This window comes from Azonexus sp. GW821-FHT04F04, from assembly GCF_059420025.1.
The window spans coordinates 175,626-196,147 of the sequence record NZ_JBWKSX010000007.1 but is presented as its reverse complement, the minus strand read 5'-3'; the positions used below and the strand labels follow the sequence as shown (position 1 = coordinate 196,147).

24 protein-coding genes are annotated in these 20,522 nt (G+C 58.8%); 12 read left to right on the top strand and 12 right to left on the bottom strand.

Annotated elements, in window-relative coordinates; translation table 11 throughout:
- Positions 1-286: 286 nt before the first annotated feature.
- Genes AC07TV_RS14985 through AC07TV_RS14970 form a run of 4 tightly spaced genes read right to left on the bottom strand, consistent with a single transcriptional unit; the run spans position 287 to position 3,583 of the window.
- Positions 287-1,336, bottom strand: coding sequence for a COX15/CtaA family protein (locus AC07TV_RS14985; protein ID WP_494649169.1), 1,050 nt, complete (start codon positions 1,334-1,336; stop codon positions 287-289).
- Between the two features lie 21 nt (positions 1,337-1,357).
- Positions 1,358-2,248, bottom strand: a complete 891-nt coding sequence (cyoE, locus tag AC07TV_RS14980) for a heme o synthase (protein ID WP_494649168.1) — start codon at positions 2,246-2,248, stop codon at positions 1,358-1,360.
- A 10-nt stretch (positions 2,249-2,258) separates the two neighbouring features.
- The gene (locus tag AC07TV_RS14975) at positions 2,259-2,819 is read right to left on the bottom strand and encodes a redox-active disulfide-containing membrane protein (protein WP_494649167.1); all 561 of its coding nucleotides are present in this window, start codon (positions 2,817-2,819) and stop codon (positions 2,259-2,261) included.
- Positions 2,816-3,583: an SURF1 family protein gene (locus tag AC07TV_RS14970; protein WP_494649166.1), complete on the bottom strand. Its 768-nt coding sequence runs from the start codon at positions 3,581-3,583 to the stop codon at positions 2,816-2,818. The genes AC07TV_RS14975 and AC07TV_RS14970 overlap by 4 nt, the downstream gene beginning before the upstream one ends.
- Between AC07TV_RS14970 and AC07TV_RS14965 the strand changes: the two genes are divergently transcribed.
- Positions 3,582-3,782: a twin transmembrane helix small protein gene (locus tag AC07TV_RS14965; RefSeq protein WP_494649165.1), complete on the top strand. Its 201-nt coding sequence runs from the start codon at positions 3,582-3,584 to the stop codon at positions 3,780-3,782. The genes AC07TV_RS14970 and AC07TV_RS14965 overlap by 2 nt on opposite strands.
- On the opposite strand, the gene AC07TV_RS14960 is transcribed toward AC07TV_RS14965, so the two are convergent.
- The 5 genes from AC07TV_RS14960 to coxB are packed head-to-tail and all read right to left on the bottom strand — an operon-like array spanning position 3,770 to position 8,205.
- A complete protein-coding gene (locus AC07TV_RS14960) occupies positions 3,770-4,642 on the bottom strand; it encodes a cytochrome c oxidase subunit 3 (RefSeq protein WP_494649164.1) in 873 nt (290 codons plus the stop codon). The genes AC07TV_RS14965 and AC07TV_RS14960 overlap by 13 nt on opposite strands.
- Positions 4,639-5,250: a cytochrome c oxidase assembly protein gene (locus AC07TV_RS14955; RefSeq protein WP_494649163.1), complete on the bottom strand. Its 612-nt coding sequence runs from the start codon at positions 5,248-5,250 to the stop codon at positions 4,639-4,641. The genes AC07TV_RS14960 and AC07TV_RS14955 overlap by 4 nt, the downstream gene beginning before the upstream one ends.
- A 4-nt stretch (positions 5,251-5,254) precedes the next feature.
- Positions 5,255-5,392 (bottom strand): hypothetical protein, encoded by a 138-nt coding sequence (locus tag AC07TV_RS14950; protein WP_494649162.1) that lies wholly within the window; start codon positions 5,390-5,392, stop codon positions 5,255-5,257.
- Positions 5,389-6,981 (bottom strand): cytochrome c oxidase subunit I, encoded by a 1,593-nt coding sequence (gene ctaD, locus AC07TV_RS14945; RefSeq protein WP_494649161.1) that lies wholly within the window; start codon positions 6,979-6,981, stop codon positions 5,389-5,391. The genes AC07TV_RS14950 and ctaD overlap by 4 nt, the downstream gene beginning before the upstream one ends.
- A 9-nt stretch (positions 6,982-6,990) precedes the next feature.
- Positions 6,991-8,205, bottom strand: coding sequence for a cytochrome c oxidase subunit II (gene coxB / locus AC07TV_RS14940; protein WP_494649160.1), 1,215 nt, complete (start codon positions 8,203-8,205; stop codon positions 6,991-6,993).
- A 76-nt stretch (positions 8,206-8,281) separates the two neighbouring features.
- Here coxB and AC07TV_RS14935 point away from each other — a divergent pair, with 76 nt between their 5' ends.
- The 3 genes from AC07TV_RS14935 (at position 8,282) to AC07TV_RS14925 (ending at position 9,926) form a co-directional block, all read left to right on the top strand.
- The gene (locus AC07TV_RS14935; RefSeq protein WP_494649159.1) at positions 8,282-8,866 is read left to right on the top strand and encodes an SCO family protein; all 585 of its coding nucleotides are present in this window, start codon (positions 8,282-8,284) and stop codon (positions 8,864-8,866) included.
- 98 nt (positions 8,867-8,964) lie between these two features.
- Entirely contained in the window at positions 8,965-9,447 is a 483-nt protein-coding gene (gene tadA / locus AC07TV_RS14930) for a tRNA adenosine(34) deaminase TadA (RefSeq protein WP_494649158.1), read from the top strand.
- Positions 9,444-9,926, top strand: a complete 483-nt coding sequence (locus AC07TV_RS14925; RefSeq protein ID WP_494649157.1) for a L,D-transpeptidase family protein — start codon at positions 9,444-9,446, stop codon at positions 9,924-9,926. The genes tadA and AC07TV_RS14925 overlap by 4 nt, the downstream gene beginning before the upstream one ends.
- Here AC07TV_RS14925 and AC07TV_RS14920 read toward each other — a convergent pair.
- Complete coding sequence (locus tag AC07TV_RS14920; protein WP_494649156.1) at positions 9,896-10,645, bottom strand: NRDE family protein; 750 nt, start codon at positions 10,643-10,645, stop codon at positions 9,896-9,898. The genes AC07TV_RS14925 and AC07TV_RS14920 overlap by 31 nt on opposite strands.
- A 17-nt stretch (positions 10,646-10,662) precedes the next feature.
- Positions 10,663-11,682: a CAF17-like 4Fe-4S cluster assembly/insertion protein YgfZ gene (gene ygfZ, locus AC07TV_RS14915; RefSeq protein ID WP_494649155.1), complete on the bottom strand. Its 1,020-nt coding sequence runs from the start codon at positions 11,680-11,682 to the stop codon at positions 10,663-10,665.
- A 92-nt stretch (positions 11,683-11,774) separates the two neighbouring features.
- On the opposite strand from ygfZ, the gene mltG reads away from it, so the two are divergent.
- The 8 genes from mltG to xdp1 all read left to right on the top strand — a co-directional run bounded on the left by mltG (position 11,775) and on the right by xdp1 (position 20,155).
- Positions 11,775-12,770: an endolytic transglycosylase MltG gene (gene mltG / locus AC07TV_RS14910; RefSeq protein ID WP_494649154.1), complete on the top strand. Its 996-nt coding sequence runs from the start codon at positions 11,775-11,777 to the stop codon at positions 12,768-12,770.
- Positions 12,767-13,381 (top strand): dTMP kinase, encoded by a 615-nt coding sequence (gene tmk, locus AC07TV_RS14905; protein ID WP_494649153.1) that lies wholly within the window; start codon positions 12,767-12,769, stop codon positions 13,379-13,381. The genes mltG and tmk overlap by 4 nt, the downstream gene beginning before the upstream one ends.
- On the top strand, positions 13,378-14,397 hold the full coding sequence (holB, locus tag AC07TV_RS14900; protein WP_494649152.1) for a DNA polymerase III subunit delta': 1,020 nt from the start codon (positions 13,378-13,380) through the stop codon (positions 14,395-14,397). Before tmk ends, holB begins: the two co-directional genes overlap by 4 nt.
- 6 nt (positions 14,398-14,403) lie before the next feature.
- Positions 14,404-14,766, top strand: coding sequence for a PilZ domain-containing protein (locus AC07TV_RS14895; RefSeq protein WP_226405441.1), 363 nt, complete (start codon positions 14,404-14,406; stop codon positions 14,764-14,766).
- A 9-nt stretch (positions 14,767-14,775) separates the two neighbouring features.
- Positions 14,776-15,549: a TatD family hydrolase gene (locus AC07TV_RS14890; RefSeq protein WP_494649151.1), complete on the top strand. Its 774-nt coding sequence runs from the start codon at positions 14,776-14,778 to the stop codon at positions 15,547-15,549.
- Positions 15,546-16,214 (top strand): ankyrin repeat domain-containing protein, encoded by a 669-nt coding sequence (locus tag AC07TV_RS14885; protein WP_494649150.1) that lies wholly within the window; start codon positions 15,546-15,548, stop codon positions 16,212-16,214. Before AC07TV_RS14890 ends, AC07TV_RS14885 begins: the two co-directional genes overlap by 4 nt.
- Positions 16,215-16,380: 166 nt before the next feature.
- Complete coding sequence (gene prsT / locus AC07TV_RS14880; RefSeq protein ID WP_494649149.1) at positions 16,381-19,233, top strand: XrtA/PEP-CTERM system TPR-repeat protein PrsT; 2,853 nt, start codon at positions 16,381-16,383, stop codon at positions 19,231-19,233.
- Between the two features lie 76 nt (positions 19,234-19,309).
- Complete coding sequence (gene xdp1 / locus AC07TV_RS14875) at positions 19,310-20,155, top strand: exosortase-dependent surface protein XDP1 (protein WP_494649222.1); 846 nt, start codon at positions 19,310-19,312, stop codon at positions 20,153-20,155.
- Positions 20,156-20,243: 88 nt separating this feature from the next.
- Here the strand turns inward: xdp1 and AC07TV_RS14870 are convergent, their stop codons facing one another.
- The gene (locus AC07TV_RS14870) at positions 20,244-20,522 is read right to left on the bottom strand and encodes a phosphopantetheine-binding protein (protein ID WP_494649148.1); all 279 of its coding nucleotides are present in this window, start codon (positions 20,520-20,522) and stop codon (positions 20,244-20,246) included.

Genomic DNA, 20,522 nt, shown 5'->3' with positions numbered 1-20,522 from the left:
AGAATCTATGGCACTATTTGGTGTGTGGGCCAGTTTGATGCGCGCGACTCATCTTCAATGTTGGAGGCTTCAACATCAGGTCGTGTCATGTCGTGTCAATTGAGCCCACTGGTTTTGACGGTATCTCTGACGGTATGAAGGATTTCATGGATCGCTGCAACCCTAGGAACACAAGCGTGTGGCGGTTCAATGAATAATCGAGTGGGAATGATGTAAGGTTTTTGCACAAACGACAAAGCCCGGTTTTCCGGGCTTTGTCGTTTGTGGCGCAAGGCTTTACTGGTCTTCAGCCAGTGGCGTCGAGTGCTTCTGAAGCGCTGCGGACTGGTGATGTCACGTGGTTTTCATGGTTCAGGCCATACATACGGAGATTGATGGCGAGCGTCGCCGTCAGCAGGAGGGCGGCGCCGAGATTGTGGGCGACGGCGATGACCAGTGGCAGGCCGAGCAGCACGTTGGCGATGCCCAAACTGAGTTGCGCCAGCAACAGAAACGCCAGCAAGCCACCCCATAATTGCCAATTTCTCTTGCCGGTTTTGAACAGGGCAAGTGCCAGCAGGCCCGCCATCAGGGTAACCAATACAGCTCCCAGACGGTGGCTCCAGTGAATCGCTGTCAGGGCGGCGTACGGCAGTAACTGGCCATCGCTTGTTTCGCCCAATTCGCGGTGCAGGCTGAAGGCGTGGGTGAAATCCATTTCGGGCTGCCATTGACCCTGACAGGTCGGGAAATCCGGGCAGGCGAGGGCGGCGTAGTTGCTACTGACCCAGCCGCCGAGGGCGATCTGGATGACGATTGCCAGCAGTGCTGCAAAAGCGAGCCGGCGGGTGCGGGGACCAATGGCGTTATCCGGCGTTGCCTTGCGTCCGGCAACGCTCATGCCGACGAGGATGGAGAGTGTCGTCATGCCACCGATTAGGTGCAGGGTGACGATGACCGGCTTGAGCAATAGCGTGACGGTCCACATGCCGAGAGCTGCCTGCAGGCCAACAATGCCGAGCAGTGCGGTCGGCATCGTTGGCGACTGGAGGCTGCGGGATTCCTTGCGCCAGGCGAGGATGCTCAGCGCCAGGATGAGCAGGCCCAGTGTGCCGGCCAGATAGCGGTGGAGCATTTCCTTCCACGCCTTGCCAGTGTCGAGCGGACGGTCTGGATAGGCTTGCGCGGCAGCATGTTGTTCATGGGGAGCGTCTGGTATGCCCAGCCAGTGCCCGTAGCAGCCCGGCCAGTCGGGGCAACCGAGGCCGGCGTCGGACAGGCGGACGTAGGCGCCGAGGGCGATGACGGCGAAGGCGAGCAGCGTAGCGACGAGTAGCAGGCGACGGTAGAGGCGCATCGGCAGATCAGAACAAGCAGATCAAAACAGGCGGTCGATGAACAGAGCGGCAAAGAGCAGGGTCAGGTAGAGGATGGAGTAGCGGAAGGCGCGGCGGGCCAGGGCGTCGCTGTAGTTGCGGCAGAGGGCGATGGCGTAGCCGAGGAAGACGAGGTCGAGCAGGCTGATGGCAATCAGGTAGAACGTGCCGCTCATGCCGAGCGAGACCGGGATCAGGCTGGCGGCGGCGAGCATCACGGTGTACCAGAGGATGTGCTGGCAGGTGAAGGCGATGCCGTGGGTGACCGGCAGCATGGGCAGGCCGGAGCGGGCGTAGTCGTCGCGCCGGTAGCAGGCCAGCGCCCAGAAGTGCGGCGGGGTCCACAGGAAGATGATGAGGAAAAGAACCAGCGGTTCGGCCGAGACATGGCCGGTCATCGCCGTCCACCCGAGCAGTGGCGGCATGGCGCCAGAGGCACCGCCGATGACGATGTTCATCGGCGTCGCCGGTTTGAGGATCAGGGTGTAGATGACGGTGTAGCCGACGAAGGTGGCCAGCGTCAGCCACATGGTCAGGTCGTTGATGTAGGTGTGAAGAAGCCACAGGCCGGTGGCGCCGAGAGCGGTGGCCAGCGTGATCGTTTCGAGCGGCGAGATGTCGCCGCGGGCCGTGGCGCGCCAGCTGGTGCGGGCCATCTTGGCGTCGACGGTGCGTTCGACCAGACAGTTCAGCGCGGCGGCGGCGAAGGAAACCAGCGCGATGCCGAGCGAGGCGACCGTGAAGCGGAGCAGCGGTGGGAAATCCGGCGTCGCCAGGCACATGCCGATCATCGCGGTGAATACGATCAGGCTGTTGACCCGGGGTTTGCACAGGTGGCTGAAGGCGGCCAGGCGTTGGCTGAGGCTCAGGGTGGGGGCTGTCGCGGTGTGCATGGCGGTTCTCCTAGCCGGTCCAAGCGTATTTGAGCAGGCGGTCGAGGTCGGCGCGCATGCCCTGGGGTCTGGCGTCGGGTGGGTAAGTCATGATCACGAGGCCCTGTGGATCGACCAGCAACACTGGGTCGGTGACTTCAGCCAATGCGCCGGACGGGGCGGTTAGCACCATCAGGTCGGGCTGGCTGGCGTGCAGGGCGAGCAGGGCGGGGTCGTCCGGCTGGTCGGTCAGCACGGCGCGGCTCAGGCGGCCCATGTTTTTGTAGAGGGCGACGTGGATGCGGCGCATTTCGTCGAGACGGCTCGTGCAGTCGGCGGCGCAGGGGCCGCGGACCTGGAGCACGAGTTTCCATTTTTCGGCATTTTTTCCGGTTGACCGTAGCATTTGCTCTGGCAGTGGTCGGGGAGGATTGACGAGGTGCCCGTGGTGCCCAATCCGGGACGGATGCCAGCCGCCGAAGTAAAGGCCGGCCCCGATGATGAAGGGCAAGGCGAGCAGGCCGACGATCAGCGCCAGCATGAGCCGGCCCTGGCGTTGGTTGGGGAGCGGACGGATTGCGATGCTGTTCATGGCCGGCGGATCAGGAAATAGGCCCAGATGCCGACGCTGGCGGTGGCGAAACCGAACCATTGCAGGGCGTAGCTGCGGTGGCGGTCGGCCCGTTCATCCGGCCGCGGCCATTCGCGCACAAAGCCGCCCGGTGCCGTTGGGTCGAGCTGAATGACCAGGCCTTGCAGGGGATAGGGCACGGCCGAGCGGAAGCGTTCGATGTCGAGGTTCTGCCAGACCGGTGCCCAGCCGCTGGTCGGCTGCGGCGCCAGGTTGAAAAAGCGCTGGGTGGGCAGTACGGCAATGCCGCTCAGTTCGATTTCACCGGCCGGTACTTCGGCCACCGGTTGCTGCTGATGATCGGCCGGGGCGGCCAGCCAGCCGCGATTGACCAGCACATGCATGTTCGATCCGGCCAACTGCAGGGGCGTGATGACGTGGTAGCCGGCCTGTTCCTGATGCAGGCGGTTGTCGATCAGCACCTGGCGGGCCGTGTCGTAGGTACCGCGCAGGATGACCCGGTGATGGCGCAGGGAATCAACATCGGCGAGCGTGGTTGGCATGGCGATGGCGGCATCGTGGCTGCGGGTGTCGAGTTCGATCTGTAGCGCGGTTTTGGTCTCGGACTTGCGCCATTGCCAGAGGCCGAGCGAAATGAAGGCCGGCAACAGGAAGGCGAGGAGCAGGCCGCCAAGGATCGCCGCCTGCTTGCGGCTGGCCCTTGCCGCGCCGCCCGGCCGGCGCGCATACTGGGCTACGGAAATCCCTGTGGAGGCGTCGTCCATGCTCAAGCTGCTGGTTGTTTTGCTGTTGTTGGCCATAGTCGGCAGCCTGTTCTCCGGGCTCTTCTATCTCTACCGCGACCGAGGGGCCGGCGAGCGGACGGTGCGGGCGCTGACCCTGCGCATCGGGCTGTCCATCGCGCTCTTCATGGTGCTGCTGGCCGGGTTCAGGTTTGGTCTCATACCCGGCTACACCCAGTAAACGAAGACGAAGAGGATCAGCCAGACCACGTCGACGAAGTGCCAGTACCAGGCGACTGCTTCGAAGGCGAAATGGCGCTCGGCGCTGAAATGGCCGCTCAGGCTGCGCAGCAGGATGACGGCCAGCATGATGGTGCCGAGCGTGACGTGGAAACCGTGAAAGCCGGTCAGCATGAAGAAAGTCGCCCCGTAGGCGCCGGCCCCCATGGTCAGGCCGAGTTCGGTATAGGCGTGGTGATATTCGTAGGCCTGAAAGCCGAGGAAAACGCTGCCGAGCAAGACCGTCGCGGCTAAACCGAGCACCAGGTGGCTACGCTTGTTGCGCAACAGCCCCCAGTGCGCCCAAGTGACAGTGGCCCCGGAACTGAGCAGCAGGGCGGTATTGAGTGCCGGAATGCCCCATGCGCCCATAGGCGTGAAGGCGGCGCCTTTCGGCCCGCTGGTCGGCCAGGTGCCGGTGAACTCCGGCCACAGGCTGAAGCCATGGGCGCCCTCCATGCCGCCCAGGGTCGGCACCGAAATCACCCGCACGTAGAACAGTGCGCCGAAGAAGGCGGCGAAGAACATCACCTCGGTGGCGATGAACCAGATCATGCCGTAGCGGAATGAGCGGTCTTCCCAGTCGCGGTAGGCGCCGCTCTGCGATTCGCCGATGACCTTGCCGAACCAGCCGAACAGTACATAGAGGATGACGGCTGTGCCGCCGAGCATGACCCATTTGCCGGGGCCGAAGTTGTTGATCAGCTGAATGAAGCCAAAGGCGAGCAGGAACATGCCGGCCGAGAGAATGACCGGGTACAGGCTGGGCTGCGGAACGAAATAATGTTCTGCGTGTACGGCGTGAGCTGGACTGGTTTTCATCGGGCCTCCCCGGGGTGGGTCAGTGTCTGGCGTTGTCCATCAATGCTGAAAAAGGCGTAGGACAGGGTGATGTGGCTGATGTTGCGGTCAACCTCTGGTTTGACGATAAAAGCCAGCGGCATTTCGCGCGCCTCGCCCGGCCCCAGGGTTTGTTGTGAAAAACAGAAGCATTCGATCTTCTCGAAATGCTGCGCTGCCTGGCCGGGGGTAACGCTCGGCACGGCTTGGCCAGTGATCGGCCGGTTCGATGTGTTGCGGACGAGGTAGCTGACTTGCTGTAGTTCGCCGGGGTGGATGTCGAGGCTGATCGTTAGTGGCCGCATGTCCCAGGGCAGGCCGGGCATCACGGTGCCGGTGAATTCGACGCGGACAGTCCGCCCGGTATCTACCTTCGAGGCCGGGGCAGCGGCGGTTTGCAGGCCGCCGACGCCGAAGCCGTCGCGAATCACTCCCGGTCCGGCTGTCTTGCCGTTGAAGCCGGTGGCCGCACAGAGCACGTCGTAAAGCGGCACCAGCGCGAAGGCAAAAACGAAGGCCCCGGCCACCATCAGCAACAGCTTGCCGATCAGGCGATTGTGGCTGGCTGGGGTGGGCTGGGCCTGTTCCATGGTGCTAACGCTTGATGAACAAGCCGATGAGGTAAATGACCAGTACGACCGTGCCGAGTAACCAGCCAAGGCGGCGCGATGCGGCGCGGCGGCGGGCGAGCTCGGCATCGGTGAAGGCCGGGGTCATGTGCTCCTCGTTCATTTGATCACCGGCTGGATTTCCCAGCTATGGTGGGGCGGTGGCGACGAAAGCTCCCATTCCAGCCCCTCGGCGCCTTCCCAGACCTGGCCGTCGACCTTCGGGCCGCCGCGCACACAACACCAGATATTCCAGGCAAAGAGCAACTGGCTGATGCCGAGGACAAAGGCACCAATGGTCGAGATGGCATTGAATTCGGCAAACTGCAGCGCATAGTCGGGAATGCGTCGCGGCATGCCGGCCAGACCGAGGAAGAACTGTGGCAGGAAGGTCAGATTGAAAGAAAAGACGGTCAACCAGAAATGCAGCTTGCCGAGCTTTTCGCTGTACATGTGGCCGGTCCATTTCGGCAGCCAGTAATAGACCCCGGTCATCACGCCCATGATGCCGCCGGCGAACAGCGCGTAATGGAAGTGGGCGACGACGAAATAGCTGTGGTGGTACTGGGCATCGGCCGCGACGTCGGCCAGAATCAGCCCGGTCAGCCCTGCGATGCCGAACAGCACGATGAAGCCGACGGCAAACAGCATCGGCGTCTCGAAAGTCATCGCACCCTTCCACATGGTGGCGATCCAGCAGAAGAACAGGACGGCCAGCGGCAGCGAAATGGCCATGGTGCTGAACATGAAATACACCAGTGCCGGTACCGGCATACCGGCCGTAAAGAAGTGGTGGGCCCAGACCACGACCGAGAGCAGGCCGATGGCGATGAAACTGTACACCTGCGCCTTGTAGCCGTAGGTTGGCTTGCGCGAGAAGGTGGACAGCACGTGTGGCATCAGGCCCCAGACCGGCAGCAGCAGGATGTACACCTCGGGGTGGCCGAAGAACCAGAACAGGTGCTGGAAGAGAATGGGGTCGCCGCCACCAGCGGCATCGAAAAAATGCGTGCCGAAATGGCGGTCGGTGAGCAGCATGGTCACCGCGCCGGCCAATACCGGCAGCGTGGCGATGAGCAGGAAGGCGGTGATCAGCCAGCCCCAGGCGAAGAGCGGCAGCTTCATCATGGTCATGCCCGGTGCCCGCATGTTGAAGATGGTGACGATGATGTTGATCGAACCCATGATCGACGAGATGCCGAGGATGTGCACGGCGAGGATGGCGAAATCGACGCCCATGCCACCCTGCACCGACAGCGGCGCGTAGAAGGTCCAGCCGGTGGCGATGGCGCCGTCGCCGATGCCGAACAGGGCCAGCGTGAAGGGCAGGGTGAGCAGGATGGCGGCCGGTGGCAGCAGCCAGAAACCCCAATTGTTGAGACGGGGTAGCGCCATGTCGGGCGCGCCGATCATCAGCGGCAGCATCCAGTTGGCGAAGCCGGTGGCGGCCGGCATCAGCGCCGCAAAGATCATCACCAGCGCATGCACGCCGATGAGCTGGTTGAAGAACTCAGGCTTCATGAGCTGCAGGCCGGGCTGGAATAGTTCGGCCCGGACAGCGAGGATCATCAGGCCGCCGACGAAGAACATGATCAGCGAGAAAGTCAGGTACATCGTGCCGATGTCCTTGTGATTCGTCGTCGTCAGCCAGCGCATCAGGCCGCCGGGGTAATGTTCTGCCGGGTGCTCGGCGGCGTGGGTGGCTGTGCTCATCGCTGTCTCCTAGCGCAGTGACTTGATCTGGGCTGGCTGGATCATGTCGCCCGTCTGGTTGCCGAAACTGTTGCGTTCGTAGGTGATGACTGCTGCCAGCTCGACATCGGACAGGCTGGCGCTGAAGGCCTGCATGGCTGTGCCGGCCTTGCCGTGCAGCACCCGGTCAACATGGCTGTCCTTGATCACCTTGCCGTTCATGTCGAGCAACGGCCCGCTGACGATCTTGCTGCCGGCCAGCGCCGGGAAGGCTGGGGGCAAACCCTTGCCATCCGGCTGGTGGCAGGCGGCGCAAACCTTTTCATAGACCGCTTTGCCTTCGGCGACCAGTTCGTCCTTGCTCCAGGTCCGGTCGGCCCCACCGGCCGCCACCTTGGCTTCGGCTTTTTGGGCTTCCACCCAAGCGAGATACTCGGGTTCCGGTACGGCATGGACGACCACCGGCATGAAGCCGTGATCCTTGCCGCACAGTTCGGCGCACTGGCCGCGATAGATGCCGGGCTTTTCGATCAGCACCCAGGTTTCGCGCAGGAAGCCGGGAATGGCATCGCGCTTGACGCCGAATTGCGGAACCCACCAAGTATGGATGACGTCGGTCGACGTGAGCAGGATGCGCACCTTCTTGCCGACTGGTAACACAACCGGTTTGTCGACTTCGAGCAGGTAATGCTCGCCCTTGGCCTCGGCATTGCTGATCTGGTCGCGCGGTGTGGCCAAAGTGCTGATGAATTTGACGCCGGATTCCGGGTACTCGTACTGCCACTTCCACTGCATGCCGGTGACCTTGAGCACCATGTCGGCCTTGGTCTGGGTATCTTCCATGTTGATGATGGCCTGCACCGCCGGGATGCCCATCAGCACGAAGTCGATGAAAAGCAGGATGGCGAACGGGATCAATGCCCAGAACCATTGCAGGGCGCCAGTCGGCCCGGTGAACTTGGCCGGTGCGTGGCCGCTGCTCTTCCGGTGCTTGATCATCGAGTAGATCATGATGGCGAACACCACCACGAACAGAATGGTGATGATCAGCATGAACTCGTTGTGGATGTGCAGCGTTTCCCGGGCGATGGGCGTGACCGGCTCGGGGAAATTAAACTTGTACTCAGCGCTGGCTAAAGCCGGCAAGAGCAGGGCGGAAGGAGGGAAAAGGCTGCGTAGCAGCCGGGCAGCAAGATTTGCGTCTGCGCTTTGCGCAGCCTGAGTCTCAAGCGTACAACTCGCCATTCTGTTCCCTCCCCTTGTGAGAACCGACCTCTAGCCTGAGAATCAATGTTCCTGAAATAGTTCAGAAAAAATTGTCATGATGAATCGCCGCCTCTTTCTCGCGCTGTCCATGGCTGCCTTGCTCTCCTGCAAGCGGCCACCTGCGACATTTCGAAATACCGATCTGACCGGCGCAACTTTCGGGCGTCAGTTGACGCTGGTCGACCACCACGGTCGGCAACGATCCCTGACCGACTTTCAGGGCAAGGCAACGGTGGTGTTCTTTGGCTACACCGCCTGCCCGGATATTTGTCCGACCATGCTGGCCAAGCTGGCCGACGTGATGAAGGCGCTTGGCGGCGATGCGGAGCGGGTCCAAGTGCTGTTCGTCACGGTCGATCCGGAGCGGGACAGTGCTGAGCGTCTGAAGGATTTCGTGCCCTGGTTCAACCCGACATTTCTTGGCCTGCGCGGTGATGCAGCGCAAATCAAGGCGGCCACCGAGGAGTTCCGCGTCTTCGCAGCGCGCAAACCGGTCGAAGGCGAACTGGGCTATGTCATCGACCATTCGACGGGCGCCTATGTCTTCGATCCGGCCGGTCGCCTGCGGCTCTATGTCAAGGATACGAGCAGCGTTGATGACATCACTGCCGACATCCGTCTGTTGCTGCTGGGCAACTAGGGTGAGCCAGTCCGCTAGCGCTATACTTGCCGCCCTTCCGAACCCGATTTTCCTGGCCACCGTTTTATGAATGATCCTGTTTTTGCTGGCGAGCTGGCATGAGCGACGAAGCAACACTCGGTCTCAGTGACGAGTTTTTCATGCGTGAGGCGATGTCGCTGGCGCGCGCTGCCGAGTGCCTTGGCGAGGTGCCGGTTGGCGCTGTCGTGGTCCTCAATGGCGCCATTGTCGGCCGTGGTTTCAATTCGCCGATTGGCGAGAGCGACCCAACGGCCCATGCTGAAATCGCTGCCTTGCGCGACGCCGCGCGGGTGCTCGGCAACTACCGCCTGCCGGGGTGCGAACTGTTCGTCACGCTGGAACCGTGCGCCATGTGTGCCGGCGCCATCATGCATGCGCGGATCAGCCGCGTCATCTACGGTGCACGTGACGCCAAGACCGGCGTGCATGGCAGCGTCGTCGATCTGTTCGGGGTCGAGCGGTTGAATCATCATGCGACTGTCGAAGGTGGCGTGCTGGCCGATGAATGCAGCGCCATGTTGTCGGCTTTTTTTGCTGGTCGGCGCAAGAAGTCATCATGAAACTGCATATTTCAGTGGCACGCCAGGCGATGACCGTCTTCGACGATCAGGGCGAGATTCTGCGCGAGTACCCGGTTTCGACGGCCAAGGCCGGGGTTGGCGAAGTTTCCGGCAGCTATCAGACGCCGCGTGGGCGACACATTATTCGCGCCAAAATCGGTGCCGGTCAGCCGGAAAACACCGTCTTCGTTCGCCGTCGCCCGACCGGCGAACTCTGGTCACCCGCTCTGGGCGAGGAATTCCCCGGTCGCGACTGGATCCTGACGCGCATTCTCTGGTTGTCTGGAAGCGAGGCCGGCTGTAATCGGTTGGGTTGCGTCGATACCATGCGCCGCTATATCTACATTCACGGCAGCCCGGACTCTGCGGAAATGGGTTTGCCCGGCTCGCACGGCTGTGTGCGCATGCGCAACGCCGATATCGTCGAATTGTTTGACCTCGTGCCTTGCTATTCGGAAGTCGAGATCACTGAAGACTGAAGCGGCTGCCCGTTCGGGCCGAAACTGTTTTCGTGAACCGTGATCTTGCCGTCAGCGTCTTGCCAGACCAGCGTTGAGGCACGCGTGCCGTAACTTTCCGATTTGACGAAAATGGCTGATAGCAGGCGTTCCCATTCGATGGGAACACCGGTGCTGGGCAGGTTCTCATCGACGACGATGGCCTGGTCGGCCAGCAACTCAAAAAATGCTGACTCATCGGGCAGGCAGGGCAATGCGTCGGCAAATCGCTGGCGGGCAGCCAGCAGTTTCGGCCATGGGCTGTCGAGCAGGTGATTCGATAAGCCATAAACACCCGGCGCCAGTGAGCGTGGATTGCCATCGCGATTCGAGCAGTAGACCAGTTCGTCGCCGTCGCTCAGCAACAGGTTGAAGCCGGAGTATTGGTTGCCATTGATCCCTGCGGCGTATTCCTCGGCCGATGATCTGGCCGTCAGGAAGCCCCGTGTCAGGGCGCCGCGGGATTGCGCGCCTTTGGCCATGCCGGGCTCGCGTACGTTGGTGACCGCGGCGAAGCGCCCGGACTCGCTGATGCCCAGCCAGGTGCCACCGGCTTCGAGATCGAGCCCGCCGATAACTTCTGGCGCATCGGGCCAGCGTCCCAATGGCGCTGTCGGGCGGGCGTAGAACTCGTCACGATTGGCCGCGACGACCAGTGGGTAATCCCGATGCACCCGCCAGCCGACGACGATCAGACACATTTCATTTTTGGCCGTTTTTACGGGTTGACCGCGGCAGCCTGGACGGAAGGGCCTTCCAGCGAACCCAGACGGACATTGCCGGCAAAATTGCTCTGGATGACCGCCAGGGCTTCGTAACCGCCGGCCGGCGACGGGGCGACGGTCATCACCGTGCCACAGGACTGATCCGGGTTGTCGGGCGAATACAGAACGTCGCCGGCCTTGAGTTCCTGCGCGCTGGTTACGCGATGCAAATGGCGTTTGACCTTGCCGAGGTACTGGGTGCGGGCGACGATTTCCTGACCCGGATAACAGCCCTTGTGGAAACTGACGCCGCCAATCTTTTCGAAATCGGCCATTTGAGGCACGAACTCCTCCTTGGTGGCCAGGGTGACGAGCGGGAAAGCGGCCTGAATATCGAGCCAGCGCCAAGCGGGGAGGCCTGCCGGGCGAGCTTTGACGGTGAGTTTTTGCCACAGCACAGCCATCGCCGATTCCGGCGCCACGATCATGAAACGTTTGGCATCGAGGCGAATGACGGTTACACCGCCGGCGGTGGCCGTCGCCACCATTGCTTCAGCCGGGCAGGGCAGTCCGGCATCGGCCAGCGCCTCTTCGGCTTGCGGGCCGGAGAGGCCGAGCATGACGGTACTGTCGGTCTGCGCGGCCAGTTTTACTTTTGCCCGCAAGACGAACATTTGCAGGCGCTTTTGCGTTGCTTCCTGGAGGTCGGCAGCCAGAGCAAGGAGATAGCGCTCGCCTTGGCGCCAGACGACGAAACTCGCCTGCATCCGGCCTTTGGCGGTGCACCAACCGGCATGCTGGGCCTGACCATCGGCCAGATGGTTGATGTCGCTGGTGAACTGGCTGTGCAGGAAGGCCTTGGCCTCGTCACCCATGGCTTCGATAAGTCCAAGGTGGGTGAGCGGAACGACGACGGTCTGCTGCGTTGCGGCAAGCAATTCGCCGGCGCCATCGCCGAAATTGAGAAGCTCGGTCGAATCGTTATCGAAGACACCTTCGGTCGATTCCAGAAAGCTGCGCCAGTGGGGATTCATGAGGGCTCCTGAGGGGGTTTCGGATATTATATCGCTCGTTATAACGTGCTCGTTCCACACGGGCAAGACCTGCTTGCTCCCTTCGAGTTCCCGTGCGCTTCCTACTCAAGATTTCCCTTCCGATTTTTGTGCTGTTGGCAACCGCGGCAGCCGGCATGTGGTGGTGGGCAAATCAGCCCCTGCAATTGAGCAGCTCGCCACTCGATTTCCGGGTGACGGCAGGCAGCAGCCTGCGTTCAGCCATCACCCAGATGCGCGAGGCTGGCATCGCTGTCGAGCCAACCTTGCTCGCCATGCTGGCCCGTATCAATCGGGCCGATACATCCATCAAGGCGGGGAGCTATGCGGTCAAAACGGGGGTTACCCCGATACAGCTGCTCAACAAGTTGCTCAAAGGCAAGGTGACGCAGGGCGAACTGACCCTGGTTGAAGGCTGGACATTCCGCCAGTGGCGCGGGCGGATGGACAGCCATCCCGATCTGAGTCATGAGACCCGTGAATTGAGCGAAGCGCAGATCATCACCCTGCTCGGGCTCAATGTCAGGAGTCTGGAAGGTCAGTTATTTCCGGATACCTACCTTTTCGACAAGCAATCGAGCGATCTGGAGCTGCTGGCTCGGGCCAATCGAGCCATGCTGCGCAAACTGGATACTGAATGGACCCGGCGCGCCACCGGGCTACCCTACAAAACGCCGGCTGAGGCGTTGGTCATGGCGTCGATTGTGGAAAAGGAAACCGGACGCGAAGCCGACCGGAATCTGGTCGCTGCGGTGTTTGTCAATCGCTTGCGCAAGGGCATGTTGCTGCAGACCGATCCGACCGTAATCTATGGTCTGGGCGAGAGCTTCGACGGAAATCTGCGAAAGCGCGATCTGCTTACCGACACCCCGTACAATACCTACACCCGGCCCGGCTTGCCGCCGACGCCGATCTCCATGCCCGGGCAGGCTTCCTTGCGCGCAGCGCTCAATCCGGCTCAAAGCGACGTTCTTTATTTTGTTGCTCGTGGCGACGGCAGCAGCCAGTTTTCGCCGACGCTGGATGAACACAACAACGCAGTCAATAAATATCAGAGGGGTGGGAAGTGAAAGGTAAATTCATCACTTTCGAAGGCATAGATGGCGCAGGAAAGAGCAGTCACGTCGAGTGGCTGGCCGAATTGCTGCGAGCACGCGGTATCGTTGTTCAAGTGACACGCGAACCGGGCGGTACGGAGCTGGGTGAAAAATTGAGGGAATTGCTGCTCAACGAGCCCATGCATCTGGAGACTGAAACGCTTCTGATGTTTGCCGCCCGCCGTGAGCATTTGGCCAAATTGATAGAACCGGCGCTGGCCCGGGGGGAGTGGGTAATCTGCGACCGCTTCAGCGATGCTACCTACGCCTATCAAGGCGGTGGCCGCGGGTTGGATCGTGCCAAGTTTCTGATTCTGGAGCATTGGGTGCATGAACACCTGCAACCTGATCTGACGCTATTGTTTGATCTGCCCCTCGATATTGCCCGCGAGCGCATCGTGCTGGCCAATCGGGTGCTCGACAAGTTCGAACAGGAACGGGTCGATTTCCACGAGCGAGTCCGTCAAGCTTATCTGGAAAGAGCGCATGGCAGCCCGAGCCGAATGCGTGTGGTTAACGCTGATAACACCATTGAAAATATTCGCAAACAACTTGAACAAATTATTGCAGCGATTTGTTTATGAACGTTATTGATCTTCACTCGAAGGTCTGGGCAGGATTGCAGGCAAGGCGGAAGCAATTGCCGCATTCGCTGTTGCTGGTTGGCCAAAAAGGCTTGGGGAAATATGAGCTGGCGAGGCGTTTCGCGGCCAGTCTGCTCTGCGAATCGCCATCAATCGACGGCTTGGCTTGCGGCAAATGCCTGGCCTGCAACTGGTTCGAGCAGGGCAATCATCCCGATTTTCGCTTGTTGCAGCCGGATGCGCTCGGCGAAGAAGCCGAGGTCGAGGACGGCAAGAAAAAGCCCAGTCAGCAGATCACCATCGATCAGGTGCGTGGGCTTGATGAATTCTTCAATATCGGTACCCACCGCGGTGGATTGCGGATCATTCTGGTCAATCCAACCGAGGCAATGAACCGCAGTACCGCAAATTCACTTCTCAAAACACTTGAAGAACCTGCTCCAGATACTTTGTTTTTAATGGTTTCAAGCGAGCCAATGCGTTTGTTGCCAACCATACGCAGCCGCTGTCAGGTCGTGCCTGTGCCGGTACCTTCGATGAAGGTCGCGGAGAAGGTTTTGGTTGACGATGGTGTCGCCCAAGCCGAACGCTGGCTGGCTTTGGCGGGTGGTTCGCCCGGGTTGGCACTGGAGTTTGCAGCATCCGGACAAGGGGCGTGGCTTGAGTTGCTGACAACACGACTGGGCGCAGGCCGCAAGGGTGACCCATTGGCAACCGCAGCCGAACTCGAAAAAGCCGTCAAGGACAGCAAAGGCAAAGTGGCGTTGAAACACGTTACCGAAGCTTTGCAGAAATGGATGGTCGATCTGACCCTCGCCAGGAATGGCCTGCCTGTCCGATATTTTCTGCCGCAACAAGCCATTATTTCAGGCTTGGCTGATATGATTCCCCCTGCACGCCTGATTCAGTCATATCGGGCTCTGATTACACGTCGCCAGGAGGCAGAGCAGCCACTCAATGCGCGCCTCTTCCTGGAAAGCCTTTTACTGGACTATCGAGCCCTGTTTGCCAATTGATCAAAGATGAGTGAAGCAAAACCCGCTCCGCAGCGCCCCAGCGTTCTCTCGCTCAATATCAATTCCAAATCCGCGCTTTACGCCGCGTTCATGCCGCACCTCCGCAGCGGTGGCATCTTCATTCCGACGACACGCAGTTACACCATCGGCGATGAGGTCTTCATGCTGTTGTCGCTGATGGATGATCCGGCCAAACTGCCAATCGCCGGCACCGTCGTCTGGATCACCCCGGCCGGGGCCCAGAACGGCCGGGCACAGGGAATTGGCGTACATTTCAACAATGATGAAAGTGGCCAGGAAGCCCGGCGCAAGATCGAAGGCCTGCTTGGCGGCGTCATGCAGTCGGCCCGCCCCACGCATACGCTCTAATTGACCGGCATGCTGGTCGATTCTCACTGTCACCTGGATTTTCCTGATCTGGCCAATCGCATGCCGGATGTGCTGCTGCGCATGCAGGAGAATCAGGTTGGCCTGGCTGTCTGCATCGGTGTCAATCTGGAAAATTTTCCGCAGGTGCTTGCGCTGGCCGAGCAGCATGAGCTGCTTTATGCCACAGTCGGCGTGCACCCCGAATATACCGATGTAGAAGAGCCCGATGAAGAGCGTCTTCTAACGCTTGCCGCGCACCCGAAAGTGATTGCAATCGGCGAAACAGGGCTCGATTACTACTGGCAGAAGGATCAGCCTGAGTGGCAGCGCGACCGTTTCCGGACTCATATTCGGGCAGCCAAGCGTTGCGGCAAACCGCTGGTGGTGCACACCCGGGATTCCGCGGCCGATACCTTGCGCGTGCTGAAGGAAGAGGGCGCCGATGCGGTCGGCGGTGTCATGCACTGCTTTACCGAAAACTGGGATATCGCCCGACTGGCGCTTGATCTTGGCTTCTATCTCTCATTTTCCGGAATCGTTACCTTCAAGAACGCCGCCATCGTCAAGGAGGTGGCGCAGAAGTGCCCGCTCGACCGCCTTCTTGTTGAAACCGATTCGCCCTATCTGGCGCCTGTCCCATATCGCGGCAAACCCAATGAGCCGGCCTACGTGCGCTATGTGGCCGAGGAAATCGCCAAGCTGCGTTCGGTTAGCATTGATGAAGTCCACCAAGCGACAACCGATAATTTCTTTTCGTTGTTCAAAGGCGCAAAACGGATATGAAAATTAGCCAAAAATTCCGGTTGACCGTAGCAATAGCCCTGGCTTTCCCTGTAATTGTCGGTGCGGCCACCTACGATGATCTGATTACCTCGGCCAAGATGGGCGATGTCAAAGAAATCGCGCAGCTTGCTGCCAAGGGTGCATCCCTCGATACAACTGATATTGATGGCAACACGTTACTGATGCTTGCGGCCCGCGATGGGCATGCGGACACGGTCGACTTTCTGATCAAGAAACGCGTCAAACTTAACGCCCGCAATGCCGCAGGTGACACCGCATTACGTCTGGCAGCCTTTCGCGGACATCAGAAAGTTGTAGAGTTGCTTTTGGCAGCAGGTGCGACGGTCAACATGCAAGGCTGGACGCCGCTGGCCTATGCCGCATTTAGTGGCCATCTTGAAATTGTAAAGCTACTGATCAAGTCCGGCGCAGACATAAACTTGGCGTCCGAGAACGGAACCACCCCGCTGATTGCAGCATCGCGCGGTGGGCATGTCGAGATTGTCCAACTGCTTATTGCCAACAAGGTTGATCTTGGCCGCACACTTGATAGCGGGGAGACAGCCCTCGATATTGCAGCGCGATTCAACAATACCGACATCGCCGACCTGATTCGCAAAGCCGGTGGCAAGTCAGGAAAAACGGTCAGCATCGAGGTCCGATAGAGCCGGAGAGGGCTGCCCAAACATCATGAATCCTTCGGAAATCGACTGGGGTTTGTGAAAAAATGCACATCGGCTGCTTGCTGCTGATATGTAGTATTGGAATCGGTGTATTGCGGATGTCTTATTCCACTTTCACCAATTCATCTACCCCAGCATTCGGACCATAATGAGTCTCCAACCACATTTTCTCCAGCAATTTGACCAGTTCCCTGTGCTGCAACGTATTGAACTCGCAATCAGTCTCACAGTTGTTCTTGCCATGGGTATGGGGGTGTCGGCGAATGTGCAGGCAACGCCGGAAAAGGCATCAAGCTATTATGAAGATGCCCTGAAAAGATACGAAAAAAACGAGATGCCGGCGGCAGTAATTCAGCTGAAGAACGCACTGCAGCAAGACCCAAAAATGCTTGCCGCCCATCTCCTGCTCGGCAAGGCCTTGCTGAGAAACGGCGATCTGAAAGGTGCTGAAGCGGCATTTGAGGAGGCGCTCAAGCAGGGCGTCAATCGCGGCGAAGTGGCGCTGCCGCTCGGCCAGGTCTATCTTGCACTTGGGCGTCCTGAGGCTGTGATAGACAAGATTCCAGCTTCGGGCCTTTCGCCAGCGTTGCAGGTTGAAGTTCTCACCATGCGTGGGAACGCCTACATGGAGGCTGGCAAGAACAGTCTGGCGGTCCAGAGCTTCGAAAACGCACGGGCAATCGACCCGAAATCGCCCTCTCCGCTGATCGCCCAAGTTCCAATGTTGTTGGCGGCCGGAAAAGCCGATCAGGCTCGTGAAAGCGCAAATAAAGCTGTCGAACTGGCACCTAATAACGCTTTAGCATGGAACATGAAAGCATCCGTTTTGCATGCTGCGTTCGACGCTGCGGGTGCCATGGCTGCGTATGATAAAGCCTTGGTGCTGAACCCAAAGCATGTCGATGCCCGTGTTGCTCGTGCAGCACTGCTCCTTGACCTCAAACGCGAATCAGATGCCCGCAAGGATCTCGACTACCTGAAAACAGTGGCGGAAGATGAGCCACGTGCAGCGTACTTAAGGTCGGTGCTGGCTAGTCAGCAAGGCGATGCTAAGGCGACAACTGAAGCGTTAACGGAAGTTGCTCGGACCATCGATGCTCTCCCTCCAGCTTGGCTGGCTCGTCGCGAGCAATTATTGATGGCGGCTGCCTTGGCTCACTACGGACTTGGCAATCATCAAAAGTCCCGCGAGTATCTTGATGTGATTGTCTCGCGCAGTCCGAATAATCTGGGTGCAAAGAAGCTTCTCGCCTCAATATACGTTGACACCAAAGACTTCGGACGCGCCCAGGCATTGCTCGAATCGCTGCAACGAGCATTGCCGGACGATCCGCAGGTAATGTTCATGCTTGGATCGATTAATTTGTCCCAGCGGCGTTATGCTCAGGCAACCACATTGCTCGAGAAAGCAGCTGAACGGACGGGGTCGCCTGAAATGAATCGCTCGTTAGGGTTCAGTCAGCTTGGACTTGGGCAAACTACGCAAGGTCAGTTGAGTCTGGAAAAAGCGTTCGCGGCCAATCCAACCGATACACGGACAGGGATGGCGCTGGCAATGCTCCATATGCGACAAGGCAAGACCGATAAGGCGATGAAGGTTGCGGAGTCCATGGTCAAGCACGACCCGGCCAATCTCACTGCGGTAAATTTTTTGGGTACGCTTAAGGGGGCAAATGGCGACAAGGCGGGTGCGCGTGCCGCATACACTCTGGTTCTTGCCAAGGACTCAACCTTTCCTCCCTCTGTTCTGAATTTGGCTCGCCTCGATATTGGGGAGAAACGCTTCGACGAAGCACGTCGCCGTCTTGATGGTTTGTTGAAAAAAGATGGCAACGATCATCAGGTACTGTTTGAATATGGTTTGCTCGAGCAACGGGCTGGCCGTCCCGACGACGCGATTCGCCATTTGACCAAGGCAGGCAATGTGCAGCGCACCGACCCAAATCCGACGCTCGCGCTGATAGACCTTTTGTTAAATCAACGTCAAGGTGAGCAAGCTTCGGCGGCGGCAAAGGAGTTGGCTGGTAAATTCTCCACGAATTTGAAAGTTCAACTCGCTTTGGCACGAACTCATTTGGTAAATGGCAATGCCACTGCTGCCAGAACGACATTGAGCGGAGCTACACGTCTGGCCGAATTCGATCCGAGGTCTCAGGTTGCAATTGCGAGAATGCAAATTGCTGCATCCAACCCTGATGGCGCAGCCTACAGTGTCTACAAGGCTCTGCAGGGCAGCCCAGATGATGTCGCGGCACTTGCCTTGGCGGTTCAGGTTGAGGCCCTGCGTGGCGATGCAGTCAAGACTGACTCTGCTCTCAAAGCGCTCAACGCCAAGCATCCGGCGGCCATAGAGACGGCCCGAGTTGGCGCAGATTTGGCGATGTCTCGCGGTCAATACGCAGCGGCCATAATCGGCTATCGCAAGCTTCTTTCTCGAGAGGAAAGTATCGGCAATGCCCTGGCGCTTGTCCAAGCGCACATGGTGGCAGGAGAACCCAGCAAAGCGGTAATCTTTCTTGAGACGTGGGTCAAAAGTCATCCAGATGATCAGATGGCTCTTAAAGCTCTGGCGGAAAGTCAATTTCGTGCCGGTCAGCTAGCTGCCGCAAAGCAGGCCTACAAGCGAGTGGTTGCTAATGCTCCGGAAGATGCTGTATCTCTCAACAACTACGCCAATTTGCTGCACCAGATGAATGACCCGGCCGCACAGGGTGTTGCCGAGCGCGCACTCAAACTTTCACCGACCCATCCTGCTTATGGCGACACACTAGGCTGGATACTGGTTAGCAAAGGTCAGTTCGAGGCCGGACTGCGCTATCTGCGGGAAGCTCGCTTGCGCAGCCCGGAAAATAGCGAAATCCGTCTCCATCTGGCTTATGCCTTGGCAAAAAATGGTCGAAAAGATGAGGCTCGTGAGGAGCTAAGTGCTGCACTCATTGGACCGGGCGGCGTATCGAGCAGTGCAATGGCTACGCAGTTGAAGAACGACTTGGGGTTGTGAGAAATTAGAATGTGTGTCGGGTTTTTTTACACCGTCATCGCAGCTGGGGTTGGGTCAATTCTGTAACTAATTGAAAATGTTGATTAATTTGTTGTGGTTTGGTTCTTGCTTTGTGTTTACGCAAGAATTGATTTCGGGGAAAAATATGAAAAACCAACTCAAAGTAGTGTGCGGTGTATTGGCGATGGCATTGGCTGGACAAGTGTCGGCTGCGACGACATGGACGCTAGGGTCAAGCTATGGAACGATCAGTGGTGGTGTGACAGTTTCCGCGCTCTCGAATACAGGTGGTTCAGATACTGTTGCATCTTCGGCAAATAACGCTGCAACCCAAACCATTCAGGCTGCGAATTGGGTAAATACTTGGGGGGGGATTGGCAACGCCGATGCATGCTCTAGCGGTTCTTATTGCGACACGGTCGAAGGGACATCCCCTGAGCACTCCATCGACAACAACCAACGCTATGATATGGCTCTGCTGTCCTTCTCTTCATCGGTTAAGTTGACGCAAATGAAGCTGGGTTGGAGCCAGACTGATTCCGATGTGACCGTAATGGCTTACACGGGAACGGGTGCGCCGACAGCCCTGGTAGGGCAAAAATATGGTGATCTTCTCAGTGCTGGCTGGAGCTTGATTGGTAATTATGCAGACATCGGCACCGTTACAAAAACCATCAATGCAGCAAACGTCTTTTCCTCTTATTGGTTAGTCGGTGCGTACAATCCGTTGGCCGGTGGGGCGACAAGCGGACTTGATGTTGGAAATGACTACGTGAAGCTTGCCTCGGTTACTGGTTGCGTGTCTGGATCTACTGGTTGCAATCCACCGACGACGGGTAAGGTTCCTGAGCCGGGCTCCTTGGCGCTGATGGGTGTAGGTATTCTTGGATTGATCCGTATGCGGAAGTCGCGCAAAAGCTAGACTTTTTCGGACTGACAAAAAAACGGTACCTTGGGGTGCCGTTTTTTTTTGGATGCCCGTACACAACAGTGGGGGCGAGAAAAATGTTTTATCTGTCTCGGTTGGCGTTGGCGTGATGCGATCTAAGAAGGGTAGCGAGCGTTGAGACGGATCGCAAATGCTTCCGTGTTTGCTCATCATTGGCCTCAAGCAAAACCCCATAGGTTTTTTTCAATGCCAGGACGAGTTCGAGTGCATCGATTGAATCCAGACCAAGGCCGTCATCGGCAAAGAGCGGGGCGTCGTCGCCGATGTCGGTTGGCGTAGTGTCTTCCAGATTCATCGTTTCGATGATGAATGCTTTTAATTCATGGTGCAGATCGTTCAT

Bases quoted from the DNA above. Each gene is read 5' to 3' on its own strand.
- AC07TV_RS14985 (WP_494649169.1), bottom strand. From the start codon at position 1,336: ATGCGCCTCTACCGTCGCCTGCTACTCGTCGCTACGCTGCTCGCCTTC.
- cyoE (WP_494649168.1), bottom strand. From the start codon at position 2,248: ATGCACACCGCGACAGCCCCCACCCTGAGCCTCAGCCAACGCCTGGCC.
- AC07TV_RS14975 (WP_494649167.1), bottom strand. From the start codon at position 2,819: ATGAACAGCATCGCAATCCGTCCGCTCCCCAACCAACGCCAGGGCCGG.
- AC07TV_RS14965 (WP_494649165.1), top strand. From the start codon at position 3,582: ATGCTCAAGCTGCTGGTTGTTTTGCTGTTGTTGGCCATAGTCGGCAGC.
- AC07TV_RS14970 (WP_494649166.1), bottom strand. From the start codon at position 3,583: ATGGACGACGCCTCCACAGGGATTTCCGTAGCCCAGTATGCGCGCCGG.
- AC07TV_RS14960 (WP_494649164.1), bottom strand. From the start codon at position 4,642: ATGAAAACCAGTCCAGCTCACGCCGTACACGCAGAACATTATTTCGTT.
- AC07TV_RS14955 (WP_494649163.1), bottom strand. From the start codon at position 5,250: ATGGAACAGGCCCAGCCCACCCCAGCCAGCCACAATCGCCTGATCGGC.
- AC07TV_RS14950 (WP_494649162.1), bottom strand. From the start codon at position 5,392: ATGAACGAGGAGCACATGACCCCGGCCTTCACCGATGCCGAGCTCGCC.
- ctaD (WP_494649161.1), bottom strand. From the start codon at position 6,981: ATGAGCACAGCCACCCACGCCGCCGAGCACCCGGCAGAACATTACCCC.
- coxB (WP_494649160.1), bottom strand. From the start codon at position 8,205: ATGGCGAGTTGTACGCTTGAGACTCAGGCTGCGCAAAGCGCAGACGCA.
- AC07TV_RS14935 (WP_494649159.1), top strand. From the start codon at position 8,282: ATGATGAATCGCCGCCTCTTTCTCGCGCTGTCCATGGCTGCCTTGCTC.
- tadA (WP_494649158.1), top strand. From the start codon at position 8,965: ATGAGCGACGAAGCAACACTCGGTCTCAGTGACGAGTTTTTCATGCGT.
- AC07TV_RS14925 (WP_494649157.1), top strand. From the start codon at position 9,444: ATGAAACTGCATATTTCAGTGGCACGCCAGGCGATGACCGTCTTCGAC.
- AC07TV_RS14920 (WP_494649156.1), bottom strand. From the start codon at position 10,645: ATGTGTCTGATCGTCGTCGGCTGGCGGGTGCATCGGGATTACCCACTG.
- ygfZ (WP_494649155.1), bottom strand. From the start codon at position 11,682: ATGAATCCCCACTGGCGCAGCTTTCTGGAATCGACCGAAGGTGTCTTC.
- holB (WP_494649152.1), top strand. From the start codon at position 13,378: ATGAACGTTATTGATCTTCACTCGAAGGTCTGGGCAGGATTGCAGGCA.
- AC07TV_RS14895 (WP_226405441.1), top strand. From the start codon at position 14,404: ATGAGTGAAGCAAAACCCGCTCCGCAGCGCCCCAGCGTTCTCTCGCTC.
- AC07TV_RS14890 (WP_494649151.1), top strand. From the start codon at position 14,776: ATGCTGGTCGATTCTCACTGTCACCTGGATTTTCCTGATCTGGCCAAT.
- AC07TV_RS14885 (WP_494649150.1), top strand. From the start codon at position 15,546: ATGAAAATTAGCCAAAAATTCCGGTTGACCGTAGCAATAGCCCTGGCT.
- prsT (WP_494649149.1), top strand. From the start codon at position 16,381: ATGAGTCTCCAACCACATTTTCTCCAGCAATTTGACCAGTTCCCTGTG.
- xdp1 (WP_494649222.1), top strand. From the start codon at position 19,310: ATGTTGATTAATTTGTTGTGGTTTGGTTCTTGCTTTGTGTTTACGCAA.
- AC07TV_RS14870 (WP_494649148.1), bottom strand. From the start codon at position 20,522: ATGAACGATCTGCACCATGAATTAAAAGCATTCATCATCGAAACGATG.